This is a genomic window from Snodgrassella gandavensis (assembly GCF_914768025.1).
Taxonomy (GTDB): Bacteria; Pseudomonadota; Gammaproteobacteria; order Burkholderiales; family Neisseriaceae; genus Snodgrassella; species Snodgrassella gandavensis.
This window is the reverse complement of the sequence record NZ_CAJZCE010000006.1, coordinates 48,944-62,668: the sequence shown is the minus strand read 5'-3', so window position 1 is coordinate 62,668 and position 13,725 is coordinate 48,944. Positions and strand designations below refer to the sequence as shown.

Below are 13,725 nucleotides of genomic sequence, written 5' to 3'. Positions count from 1 at the left end.
TGTTATTCAGTTGTCCAGTTTAACATCAATTGCCCGCTGCTGACGTAAAACGGCCAGACCATTTTCCAGCAGTGCAAGCGGTATGCGTACATGCAGGCAGCACTGCTGCTGTAAATCCTGCTGCAATACTTGTGCCTGTTGCTGTTTACACCAGCGCAATGCTTCACTCAGGTGCGCATAGTCACAGTAAAGCCGCAGTTGCTGGCATACATCCAGACGGATTTTTTCAGCACTAGCGATCGCAGCAGCAGTTGCGGTTTTATAGGCATGAATCAGCCCCGGCACGCCAAGTAAAGTACCACCAAAATAGCGTATTACTACCACGAGAACATCTGTAATGGCCGCAGAATCAATCTGCCCGAGAATCGGCCTGCCGGCACTACCGGCTGGTTCACCATCATCATTAGCACGATAACGATTGCCGTCCACGCCCAGACGCCAGGCATAACAGCAATGACGTGCCTTATGATGCTGCTCACGCAATGTTTGCACATATCCACGGATTTCAGCTTCGCTCTGTACCGGCCAAGCGAAAGACAGAAAGCGGCTGCCTTTATCCTTGAACTCAGCCTGTGCCGGCGTTGCCAGCGTCGTATACTGATAAACCGTACTCATATTTTTGCTACAGCCAGCCTGATGGCAGCTACAAAAGCATCAACCTGCCCGGCAGTGGTATCAAAACTAGTCATCCAGCGCACTTCGCCTTTACTTTCATCCCAGTCATAAAAATGAAACTGCTGGTGTAACTGAGTGCGGGCAGCAACTGGCAAAATAGCAAATACGGCATTGGCCTGCGTTTTCTGCGTGAGAGTAACATGTTCAATTCCTGCCAGGGATGCGGCCAGACGTGCCGCCATACGATTACTATTGGCCGCTAAATTCAGCCACAGATCATCTTCCAGCCAAGCCAGAAACTGAGCAGCAACAAAACGCATTTTTGACCCAAGCTGAGCATTGATTTTACGTAAATATGGTATGGCTGCATGAGCATCAGCGCGCATACTGATAATACATTCGCCCTGTAACATGCCATTTTTAGTGCCTCCCAAATTCAGCATATCCACACCAGTATCAGTAATCATCGTTCTGACATCGGTATTTTCTGCAACCAGCGCATTTGCCAGACGCGCACCATCCACATATAGCTTCATATTATGCTGATGACAGTAATCGGCCAGCGCGCGGATTTCCGCCACACTGTAACAGGTGCCCAGTTCAGTTGTCTGGCTGATATAAACCACGGCCGGCTGGGCACGGTGTTCCATTCCAAAACCCCATGCCTGTTTTGCCACCAACTGTGGCGTTAATTTACCGTCGGTGGTGGCCACAGTTAAGAGCTTCACGCCAGCCATATGTTCAGGAGCAACACCCTCATCACATTGAATATGCGCACTATCGGCACAGATCACGGCACCCCAGCGGGGCAATAATGCCTGTAAAGCGGTTATGTTTGCACCTGTACCATTGAAAACCGGAAAAGCCTCAGCCTGTTCACCAAATAACTGTTTTATTTTCTGTTGCAAGGCAATGGTGTAAACATCTGCACCATATGCAGGCTGGTGGCCACCATTAGCCAGCGTCAACGCCTGTAGAATTTTCGGATGAACACCTGCGTAATTATCTGAAGCAAAGGCATAACTCTGATTATCATGTAAACAGTTCATTGATATAAGCCAGATAGAAAACTTTATGAACAGCATTATGAAAACTGCCTGAATAATACTCACTTTCAGGCAATTTACCAGTAATAAGGAGCAATAAAAAATATTTCTCCTCCCGAATAGGACTGCTGCTAATCAGTTTGCCGGATTCACTACATACAGCAATGTTTCACGTGAAACATTACCAAATCCGTAATCACCAATTCAATGCACGCTAGCCTTTATCTGCTGAATCAGTTCAGGAACCGCGGTATTCAGATCAGCGACCAGACCATAATCTGCCACCTTAAAAATAGGTGCTTCTGCATCTTTGTTAATTGCCACAATGACCTTACTGTCTTTCATTCCGGCCAGATGCTGAATGGCACCGGAAATACCAATGGCAATATATAAATCCGGTGCCACTATCTTACCTGTTTGCCCTACCTGATAATCATTCGGGGCATAGTCTGCATCTACAGCGGCACGCGAAGCACCAATAGCAGCATTCAGAGTATCAGCCAGAGGATTCAGCAGCGCTGCAAAATTTTCCGCACTGCCTAACCCTCGTCCACCACTAACCACAACTTTAGCAGTGGTTAATTCCGGATGCTCAGACTTAGTCAGACTACGCTCAATAAAACGGCTCAACTGCGGTGCCGCCACAGCAGCAATATTTTCAATTACCGCCTGCTCATCCGTTATTTCAGCCAGCGTAAAAGCGGTTGTCCGAATAGTAAGTAGCTGTTTTGCCTGTTCACAGCGCACAGTCTGTAAGGCATTTCCAGCATAAATCGGATGAACAAAGGTTTCAGTATCAATAATCGCAGTAACATCGGAAACCGGCGCACAATCAAGTAAGGCGGCTACGCGCGGCAGCAGATTTTTACCAAAACTGGTAGCAGCAGCAATAATATGACTATATGAATCAGCCAGTTGTACCACCAGTGGCGCCAATGTTTCAGCCAGAGTATGAGCATAGACAGATGCATCCGCCAGCAGAACTTTACGTACACCACTAATTCGCTGTGCCTGCGCAGCAATATCCACTACGTTGTGCCCTGCTACCAGAATATCTACTTCACCCAGTTGCCGGCCGGCCGATACCGCAGACAAAGTAGCCTCATCCAGACAAGACTGCTGCTGTTCAGCAATAATCAGTACAGACATCAGTATCTCCTTTAAAACACTTTAGCTTCGTTATGCAATCTGTCCACCAGTTCAGCTACATTTTGCACCACAATACCAGCCGCACGGGCTTCAGGTTCGGTCACTTTCAGCTGCACCAGCCGCGGCCTGATATCCACGCCCAGCTCAGCTACTGTTTTTTTCTCCAGCGGTTTCTTTTTTGCCTGCATGATATTAGGTAGCTTGATATAACGTGGTTCATTCAAACGTAAGTCAACACTAATCACCGCAGGCAAGGTCAGTGCCAGCCGTTCCTGCCCGCCATCAATTTCCCGCGTAAGCAGTATTTCATCGTTAGCCAATTCTATTTTGCTGGCGAAAGTCCCCTGAGCAAGCTGCATCAGAGCTGAAAGCATTTGTGCAGTCTGATTGGCATCATCATCAATTGCCTGTTTGCCCAGCAATAATAACTGCGGCTGCTCCAGATCGGCCACGGCTTTGAGCAGCTTGGCCACAGCCAATGGCTGAAGCTTTTCATCCGTTTCTACATGAATGGCACGATCAGCGCCCATGGCCAGAGCAGTGCGCAGGGTTTCTTCACATTGTTTTACCCCGAGCGATACCACAACCACTTCAGTAGCCTTGCCCGCTTCTTTTAAACGCACAGCTTCTTCCACTGCTATTTCGTCAAACGGATTCATCGACATTTTTACATTGCCAATATCCACATCAGATTCATCTGCTTTTACGCGTACTTTAACGTTGTAATCAACAACACGTTTTACCGCTACCAATACTTTCATCCGAACCACCTAATACAGAAAATCAGCTAATTAATATGATTCAATTGTTACCATAATTGTTAACTAACCGGATATAGTAACATAAGTACAATTAAACTGCCGATAATCAGCCAATAATATCATTCTGCTGACAGGATCAGCCTGTGGATAATATTTAACACACCGGTATGGATACTATTCTTACTACTCTTCATCCAATATATCCACAGTTCAGCAATAAACCAATCAATAGAGATAAACCCTATTTTCTGCCAGCTATATCTGTCTGGCTGATTAACGCTTAGCTCAGGATTGATGGTGCATCTGCATCGTGTTATTTTTTGCTGCTGAAATAAAACAGATTGTTGCTAAAGCAGACAGTATCGGCAGACAGAGAAATAATATAGTTATATATCAAAAAATTAACCCCTCCCCTACTCTATCAGACTTATCCACAAGTAGTGGATAATACTGTAATCAAACACAGCATTCCGGTTTTGTGCCTTAAGTTATTCAGTGTCACGGTCATGCAGAAGCAGTATCTGCACAATAATAGCCATTATGGCAATATCTATGTGCCAGTAATGCCAATTATCCACAATCAGTTTATTTATGGGTTTGAGTTGAGCCTGTTTTGCAGTCTCAACAGCAACGACATTGAATACAGATGTATTGTTAAGTTAGCCAGCAGAAACTACTGCCTGAAAGCACTGTGTCAGGTAACCAGTTTCTCAATTTTCGCTCAGAAATTGGCACAACATAGCCGGCAGATAAAGAAAAATTTAAAAATTATCAACATATTGAAATTAATTTATTCTGATTTAATATCAGGGATTAAGAGTAAAATTACCAATTAAGCAGTCATAAGCTGTGAAAATGGTGGCTAAAATTAAATACGAAACGAAACAATAAACTGAATACTTTATCCACAACTTATATACATATATATACACTTGTTATCCTATAATAGTTGCTACTCAGATAAATCATTATGTGTTCAGTTTTATGCCTCATTCTTCCACAACATCAAGTGAGCATTGGATAATCCAGCCAATTGGCTATATTTATTCTCCATATAAACAAAAATTTGGCGTAGCTCGACAACCCGGTCTGGTACCCGCAGCACAAGCTTATATAGATTTATCAGCTGAATTCACTGCTGATTGTGTGCGTGGATTAAGTGATTACGAATATATCTGGGTGCAATTTGTTTTTCATGCCACAGTTAAAGATGGCTGGCAACCTTTGATTAGGCCACCAAAATTAGGAGGCAAAGAAAAAAAAGGGGTTTTTGCTACCCGCAGTCCACATCGGCCAAACCATCTTGGGCTATCACTAGTGAAACTGGAACAGATTGAATGTGGCAAACAGATTCGTTTGCATGTAAGTGGGGTAGATTTTCTGGATCAGACACCAGTCATTGATATCAAACCCTATATTCCTTTTGTTGAAGCCAAACCGGATGCGGGCTGTAGTTTTGCTCACGAGCGTGAGTTACTGAATGTGCACTGGTCACAGGCCGCTTTAGCTCAGCTGACATTATTTTCTTTAGATTCAAATTATTATCAATTAGTTAATCAGAGTCTAGCTCAGGATCCACGACCAGCACATCAACAACGTGCAGACAAGATTTTTATCATGCATTTGTTTGATTGGGATGTTCTGTTTCAGATTAAAAATAATACGGTAGAGGTGACTGAACTGAGAAAGCATGTGGAGTGTTAAATTATTATTCAAATAGAAGTATAAATAATAAAAGGATGGGGACAAGGATGAAGTCATACATCCTGTGGAAAACTTAATATGTTTATATTAATCAAATTTTTATATATTAGCAAGTTCGGGTTTTTTTCTGGGAGTGGATTGTGGATTGTGTGGATAACTTTAATGGAAATTTCCCTGACTGTGAATAACTGGCAGTAATGAAGGCTAATAGCGATAATTTATCCACCTTTTGGCAAAATTCATTACCTCCACTGGCGAAATTCGCTACCATAGTGCAATCAGATTAAGCAGGAAGCAGAATATGTTGCAGCGTACATTAGCAAAAAGCATCAGTGTTACCGGAGTGGGGTTGCATTCCGGTGAACGGGTACGGCTTGGACTGTATCCGGCGGCATCGGATAGTGGTATACGCTTCCGGCGTACTGATCTGGCCGGAGAACAGAGCAGGATTGTGGAGCTGACGCCGGAACTAATTAACGATACACGTCTGTCTTCCACAATAGTCACTTCAGATGGTATTCGTGTCGGTACCATAGAACATATTATGTCGGCGTTTGCAGCCTATGGTATTGATAACATTCTTATAGAACTGAATGCGCCGGAAATTCCCATTATGGATGGTTCGAGCCTGCCTTTTATTTATCTGTTACAGGATGCCGGTGTTATCGATCAGCCTGCTGAAAAACGTTTTTTACGTATTAAACAGCCAGTGATGCTTGCTGAAGAAGATAAATGGGTAAAATTTACACCGTATGAGGGCTTCCGCGTTACTTTAACCATAGCTTTTGATCACCCGGTTTTTAATCGCAGTAACCAGACTTTTCAGATTGATTTTGCTGGCCAGTCTTATGTGGATGAAATATCGCGGGCACGGACTTTCGGTTTTATGCAGGAAGTAGAGCTGATGCGTAGCCATAATCTGGGACTGGGGGGAAATCTGAGTAATGCGCTTGTAATTGACGATGTGGATGTTCTTAATCCAGAGGGATTGCGTTATCCGGATGAATTTGTGCGCCATAAGATTCTGGACGCCATTGGTGATCTTTATACCCTTGGCCATCCGATTATCGGTGCTTTTGAAGGCTATAAATCCGGCCATGCAATAAATAATGCACTGTTACGTAAGTTACTGGCTCAGCCTGAAACATATGAATGGGTAACTTTTCCACACAACCGGCAATTGCCCCCTGCCTTTCATCATCTGCCTCAGGCTGCCTGATGGTGTAACTTAGTCTTATTTGGGTGTAAACATGCTATAATGGCAAACACCGTCAAAAATAGCATGGTCGGATAGATACCATCTGGCTTTATATTCACTATTCTGGGATAAAAAAATGAACTATCAGGCTGTTGTAGCCCAATTACTCAATGTAGAAGGTGCGCTGGCAGCTGCAGTGGTTGATTATGATAACGGTATGCTGATGGCTGGTAGTGCTATCGATAAAATTGATCTGGAAATTGCCGCAGCCAGCAGTACCGAAGTTATCCGATCAAAAATCAAAACCATGCAGATGCTGGAGCTGAATGATGAAATTGACGATATACTTATTACTCTTGATCATCAATATCATTTGATCCGGCCGCTGAAAAAATTTGGTAGCTTGTTTTTGTATTCTGTACTTGATAGCAGTAGAGCCAATCTGGCTTTATCCCGTCGTGCGCTCATTGATGTTGAAAAGCAGATGGCGCAGTAAAGGTATTTGCTATACCTGTTATTAAGTTAACCGGAAATTTATTGTTTTACAGACAGGCCTGCTCGGCATGCTATTTATTTTGGCAGTATACTCATGCGGCAATAGAGTTGCATATTGGTCAGAGCAAATTAATACCTGACTAAACAAATTAATAATTATTCTGATCCGGAGTAACTGGCAAAATTTTCTATATGCTTCAATACAAATAGCTAGGTGTCTGGCTTACGGCATGTGGCAGATATACTGAAAGTAGCTGGATTGTGTAAAAATCAGCTACTTTTTTATATTGTGGTAAATTTTATTATTACCTAGGTATAAACAGTATAGACAGCATAATGTCCATTTAAAGCTGTTTTTAAAGTATAGTTAATAGCGTATTGACTGGTTTTAAATAAACTATAAATATTCATTTGTGTTATTATTTCATTATCATGCGGAACAATAAATGATTTCCTGCCGCAATTTAAATATATATCAACCCGTAAATTATTTTTTTTATCAGCATAAACAGTCATTAAGCGGGCAATTGTGGCATTAATAAGACAATAATAACATCTAAACAATGTGGTTAATAAACATAGATATACGTAAACCTAAAAAAACAAATCTTAAAATACATATATATTTCAATTGTTTGTAATTGTATAAAAAGGTTGTTTATTAACGATGGTAATTATTATCTGGTTTTATTTAATACATGCAAACAAATATTTATGTTATATTACCAAAAGATTTAAATTAAAATAATTTAACATTTAACTAAATATCTTTATATAGTTATCTAGAATTTTGTTTGACAGCATGATTTCTAATCAGGAGTAACCAATTGAATAAAATATATCGTGCTATATGGAATGAAACAACCCAGACATGGGTAGCAGCTTCCGAATTAGCGAAAAGCAGAACCAAGTCTGATACCGTTTCCTCTTTGCCCGCTGCTGCCTCTGTAAGCAGCAAGTCCAAATTGGGTGCGCTTTTTAAACTGGGTCTTATAGCTTCATTTCTGAATATGTCGTTACTGTCATCACATGTATATGCTGCCAATGCAGCGATTATTGGTGGTAGTAATGTGGGTGATAATAGCCCACATCAAAACAACTACAAAGACCAGCAGGGAAATTTGCTGGCAAGTCATGGTTCCATTATTCTTAATGGGGCAAACGATTTTGCAGCAGATGGTAGTCCACGTTCTCCTTATACTTGTGGTGCAGATGAAGTTCAGGGCAGAGGCGTTACTGGCCGTACTATTACCGGTACTGAAATAACGGCACTAGACGAATATTTACGATTTGCTAAAAACCAAGCTTTTGATGGCAAAAATCCCTACGGTACAACGAGTGACGCGACAAATGCTAATAATGCAGCCATGCAGGGGAAAAAAACTGGCGGAGCTGAAAGTAAAATGCCTGTAGCTTATGGCGTGTATTCTTTTGCCTCTGGTTGTGGTTCTTTTACAACCGGTAACTATTCAATGGCTTTCGGCACCAATGCTACAGCTCTGGCTGGTGGCGCGATGGCTATTGGAACGGCGGCCTTGGCTTCTGGGCGTGCTTCGATTGCTTTTGGTGTTGGTGCCGAGGCTACTGGTGTTTCCAGTGTGGCTTTGGGTTCGGTAGCTTCGTCTAATGGAGTGGGCAGTGTGGCAGCTGGTCTGCTGTCGCAGGCCAAGGCAGATGGTACTGTCGCACTGGGGGTACAGGCGCAGGCTCTACAGCATTCAGCTGTGGCTATCGGTAATGCAGCACAGGCAACAGGCGAGCAGAGTATCAGTATTGGTTCGGCCAATCAGGTTAGCGGCAAGGCATCTGGTGCTATTGGCGGCTCTGCTGAAACTACTAGCTATGATAAGGATAATGGTACTCAGAAAACTGCTGCTACCGGTGTAACAATAGTAACAGGTGATGGAAGCTATTCTTTCGGTAATCAGAACGGCACCATCGCAGCTAATAATACTGGCGTATTTGGTAATTACAATACCATAGAAACTGATTCAACAGGTACAGATAAAGCCGACAATATCAGAATATTGGGTAACCACAACACCGTTTCTGCCAAAGCTAGCGGTGCCATGATAGTGGGTAATCGTGCTAATGTCAGTGCTGTCAATGGTCTGGCACTGGGTAACAATACCAAGGTTAGCGCCACTAATGGTGTGGCCTTGGGTGAAGGTGCAATGGTCAGCGTTGACGGCGGTGTCGCCCTGGGCAGCGGTTCTGTGGCTTCTACAGGGAGTGGTGCGGCCGGATTTAATCCTGACGCCAGTGCCGAAACAGCAGTAACACCCGTCTGGAAAAGCACAGCCAATGCAGTGGCTATTGGCGATGCTGCTAACGGCCACACCCGGCAGATTACCGGACTGGCAGCAGGTACGCAGGATACTGATGCTGTAAACGTGGCGCAGCTAAAGAGTTTAAGTAATGCCACATCAAATAGTATTGCTTCTCTGTCTACTTCCGCAGAATCCAGTTTAGGTACGGTCAACGAAAAATTAACTGAGCTAAGTAATTCTGCTTCTTCAAGTATTCTTTCAACTAGTAATAAGCTGAATTCTCTTTCAACTTCTGTAGATACACACATTAATGATACTCAAATCGCTTTAGATGAGTTACAAAGGTCGACCTCTACCAGCATTCAGCATCTGCAAGAAGATGCATTACAATGGAATGCAGGCGAAAATGCTTACGATGCAGCTCATCTTGCATCTGGCGCAAAAACCGCAAAGATTATTAATGTTACTGCTGGGGATATTAGCTCAGCAACATCCACAGATGCTGTGAATGGTGGCCAGCTGTATACAACTAATGTGAGCCTGTCCACTTTAGACACCAAAGTTTCTGACGGACTACAGACTCTGCGAGAGCAGATGAACAATTTAAATATAGCAGATATTGGCAGTCTGTCTACAGTGGCCAGTAATATCAGTACTGATGTTGCTAGCCTGCAAAGTAATGCCCTGCTGTGGAAAAACGGCGCATATGATGCCAGCCATAATGATGCGCCACAAAAAATTACCAATGTTGAAGCTGGTAGTATTGCTCAAGGATCAACCGATGCGATTAACGGTGGCCAGTTATACAGTCTTTCTACAGCTACTGTAACCAACCTGGCTGAAATTACTGCTAAGCTGGATGACAATGACAATAAAATAACTGAAGTAAAAAATCAGGCACTGTTATGGAATCAAAGTCTAAATAATGGTGAAGGTGCATATGATGCTCGTGATCGGAAAATTACCGGTGTTGCCAGCGGCGCGTTAGATGCAACTTCTTCTGATGTGGTTATTGGTGCGCAGCTACATGAGACCAATACTGCTGTGAGCGCATTGTCTACATCAACTTCAACCGGTTTGCATAGCTTGAGCACGGCTTTACAGGATTCTTCCACATCAATTATCAACAGCCTGTCTTCACTTGTGGATGGCAGCAACGGCGATATCGCAGCCCTGCAAAAAACGGCTTTGCAATGGAGTAGTGCTGATCAGGCATACAGCGCCAAATATGAAAATGAAAATCAGCGCATTACCAATGTACTGGAGACAGAGCTTGCATCCAACTCAACCGATGTTGCAACGGGTAATCAGTTGTATACTCTTTCCACCGCGACACAAGAAAGTCTGACTAGCTTATCTTCTTCGCTAAATGGGATTTCTGCAGACGGGGTCAAAAGTTTATCTACTGGTTTGAGTACTGCTAATAGCAATATTACAACCTTGCAGCAGGATGCTTTACAATGGAATGGCCAAGCCTATGATGCCAGTCATGGTGTGACAGACGGGCGGGGAAAAATTACCAATGTAGCTGATGCCGATTTATTATCAACCTCAAGTGATGTAGTTACTGGTGGCCAGTTGTTTACCACCAATAGCAACTTGAGCAGTTTGTCCAGCACAGTTAATACCGAGCTGAATAATCTTTCCCAATCAACATCAACTAGTATTAATAGTCTATCCACTGCTCTGAATGATTTTGCCGATAACGCAGTAGGCAGTCTGTCTACAGTTTTTGATAACAAGCTGGCTGCAACCCACTCCAGCCTTTCGTCTCTGCAACAGAATGCATTGTTATGGAATGCTGACCTAGGAGCATATGATGCTACCCACAATGGGCAGGCTCAGCGCATTACCAATGTGCAGGCTGGAGATGCAACTGCCGGATCCAGTGATGTAGTTACCGGTGGCCAGTTGTTTACCACCAATAGCCAGCTTAGCTATTTGTCTGGCAGTGTAAGTACTACTCTCAATTCGTTGTCAAGTTCACTGCAGAACATTAGCGATACTAGTCTGGCCGGTTTGACCAATGAGTTGAGCGATACTAACAGGAAGCTGGCTGATCTGAGTTTGTCAACATCAATGTCTTTCATCAGTACCAATGCCAATATTGAGTCATTGCAGCAGAATGCACTGTTGTGGAATGAAGACTTAAATAATGGTAGTGGTGCCTATGATGCCGGCCATGGCGGTAGTAGTGCTCAGCTTATTACTCATGTCCGCGCTGGTGCTGTGGCTGAAGATTCTACTGATGCCATTAACGGCAGCCAGCTCTTTAGCCTGTCCAGCTCTACTTCAACAGGTTTGAGCAGTCTGTCGACCAGTCTGCAAACCTTTACCGATGCCCAGATGGGCGATCTGGGTAAGGTAACTAACAAGCTTAACACAGTTGAGAGCAATGTGGTTGCATTGCAGGGCAATGCATTGCAATGGAACAGTAACAGTGGTACTGAGGGTGCCTTTGATGCAACCCGTGGAGGCAAATCTCAGCAACTAACCGGTATTGCCAATGGCGCAATCAGTGAAACTTCAACTGATGCCATCAACGGTATGCAGATGCACAGCTTGTCAACGGCGACCTCATCTAGTCTGAGCAGTCTGTCGTCCAATCTGAATGACAGTCTGGGTAGTACTAATCAGAACCTGACGGCATTACAGCAGAATGCAATGCAGTGGAATAATTCGCTGAAGGCTTATGATGCCAGCCATAATATTAATGGTGAAGCTGTGGCACAGCGGATTACCAATGTGGCTGCCGGCCAGGAAGCTACCGATGCGGTTAATTTTGGCCAGCTCTCAACTCTGTCCAGCTCTACCTCATCCAGCGTGAACAGTTTGTCGACAGCAGTTTCAACGGCAATGACTGCTGAAATCGGTAACATCACTAACATCACTAACTCCCTGTCTAGCGGATACTCAGGTCTGTTAGAGAGCCTGAGTACAACAAATGATAGTCTGAATAATCTGGTGAGCGATACCAATACCCGCATAGAAAGTCTGTCTACCGGTTATGTGGAAATGCACAACAATGTGGCTAAATTGCAAGAGGACAGCCAGAACAACCTGAGATGGAATAGTGAGTATAATGGAGGTGAAGGCGCATTTGATGCCAGCAAACCAGGCAGCCTCACTCGTGCTTCTGAGCCTGGCAAGATTATTAATGTGGCCGATGGCGATATTAGTGAGCATTCGCATGATGCAGTAACAGGTGGACAGTTGTTTACTGTGAAAAGTGATCTGGCCAGTTTATCTACCGCTACTTCAAGCAGTTTGTCTTCGATAAACAATGTGCTGCAAATAGGTGGGATTAGTAGCAGTATTTCTAGCCTGCAGGTAAATGCATTGCAGTGGGATAATTCATTGCATGCTTATAATGCCAGCTATAATGGTGACCCACAGCGGATTACCAATGTGAAGGCTGGTCAGGAAACTACCGATGCAGTCAATTTTGGTCAGTTGTCATCTGTGCAAAACGATCTGGCTAATCTGTCTACAAGAGTAGATAACTTGCCCACAGACAGCGGTATTTCACAAGAGGCGCTGAACAGTCTGTCGACTGCACTGAGCAACCAAATTTCCTCCATAACATCAGGTCTGGGTGCTTCGTACAATCCGTCTGAAAACAAAGTTGCTTTGCATGACTATGAAATTACTAAGCCAGATGGTAGCAAAGAGATAGTAAATGATGTGGCTAAAGTACTGGAAAATATGCAGAATAATGGTACGATGTATGCACGCTTCGGTCCGACAAACAACAAACCCGGGGCAGTTGCATCAAGTGCTAATTCGATAGCACTAGGCGGAAGTGCGCAAGCCAGGGAGAAATCGGCCATTGCGATAGGTTCTGATGCAACTGCATCAGTGGAAAATGGTGTAGCGCTGGGTAAAGGCGCAGCAGCAATGGCGACTGGAGGTATTGCTCTGGGAGCTGAATCAAAAGCGAAGAGGAAAGGCGGAGAGAAGCAAGAAGTATATGTACCGGGAACGGCAACCGACGAGCAGAGAAGAGTTATTGAAGCCACGCAGAGTGCGGATGACTGGGGTGCGGTATCTGTGGGTGATGAAGATAATAGAAGATACCGTCAGATAACCGGCGTTGCTGCGGGTAGTGAAAACACAGATGCTGTGAATGTGGCTCAGCTTAAAGGTGTTAATAATAAGATTGATAACATCAATAAGTATGTGAATAAAGTAAATGAACGTTTACAGCGTACGGAACGTCGTGCTTATTCAGGTACTGCTCTGGCCATGGCATTATCCGGTGCTTATCTGCCATCTCTGAATGCTGGTGAACAGGCTGTTGGTGTTGGTGTAGGTACTTACCGTGGCTATACTGCTGTAGGTGCCAACTATAAGGCAATCAGCAATAGCGGTAATATTGGCTGGGGTGCAGGTGTTTCCACCACCGGCAAAGAAGTTGGCTTTAATGGTGGTGTAGGCTTCAAATGGAGCAGTAACTAAACCATTTTGCTGCATAGCTAAAGTAACTT

The 13,725-nt window shown here is 43.9% G+C and carries 8 protein-coding genes; 4 read left to right on the top strand and 4 right to left on the bottom strand.

The annotated features are described in order from the left end of the window. Positions 1–6: 6 nt before the first annotated feature. The 4 genes from MJ764_RS06170 to MJ764_RS06155 form a co-directional block, all read right to left on the bottom strand. The gene (locus MJ764_RS06170; RefSeq protein ID WP_239325598.1) at positions 7–615 is read right to left on the bottom strand and encodes an IMPACT family protein; all 609 of its coding nucleotides are present in this window, start codon (positions 613–615) and stop codon (positions 7–9) included. Then, positions 612–1,664, bottom strand: coding sequence for a threonine aldolase family protein (locus tag MJ764_RS06165; protein WP_239325596.1), 1,053 nt, complete (start codon positions 1,662–1,664; stop codon positions 612–614). Before MJ764_RS06165 ends, MJ764_RS06170 begins: the two co-directional genes overlap by 4 nt. A 201-nt stretch (positions 1,665–1,865) precedes the next feature. Further along, on the bottom strand, positions 1,866–2,810 hold the full coding sequence (locus MJ764_RS06160) for an electron transfer flavoprotein subunit alpha/FixB family protein (RefSeq protein ID WP_239325595.1): 945 nt from the start codon (positions 2,808–2,810) through the stop codon (positions 1,866–1,868). A gap of 11 nt (positions 2,811–2,821) precedes the next feature. Further along, positions 2,822–3,571, bottom strand: a complete 750-nt coding sequence (locus tag MJ764_RS06155) for an electron transfer flavoprotein subunit beta/FixA family protein (protein ID WP_239325594.1) — start codon at positions 3,569–3,571, stop codon at positions 2,822–2,824. Positions 3,572–4,555: 984 nt separating this feature from the next. On the opposite strand from MJ764_RS06155, the gene tsaA reads away from it, so the two are divergent. From tsaA to MJ764_RS06135, 4 genes are all read left to right on the top strand, one after another. Beyond that, on the top strand, positions 4,556–5,275 hold the full coding sequence (gene tsaA, locus MJ764_RS06150; protein ID WP_239325592.1) for a tRNA (N6-threonylcarbamoyladenosine(37)-N6)-methyltransferase TrmO: 720 nt from the start codon (positions 4,556–4,558) through the stop codon (positions 5,273–5,275). Between the two features lie 301 nt (positions 5,276–5,576). Next, complete coding sequence (gene lpxC / locus MJ764_RS06145) at positions 5,577–6,494, top strand: UDP-3-O-acyl-N-acetylglucosamine deacetylase (RefSeq protein ID WP_239325590.1); 918 nt, start codon at positions 5,577–5,579, stop codon at positions 6,492–6,494. A 115-nt stretch (positions 6,495–6,609) separates the two neighbouring features. Beyond that, entirely contained in the window at positions 6,610–6,969 is a 360-nt protein-coding gene (locus MJ764_RS06140; RefSeq protein WP_239325588.1) for a hypothetical protein, read from the top strand. Positions 6,970–7,795: 826 nt separating this feature from the next. Then, positions 7,796–13,696: an ESPR-type extended signal peptide-containing protein gene (locus MJ764_RS06135; RefSeq protein ID WP_239325586.1), complete on the top strand. Its 5,901-nt coding sequence runs from the start codon at positions 7,796–7,798 to the stop codon at positions 13,694–13,696. Positions 13,697–13,725: the final 29 nt, after the last annotated feature.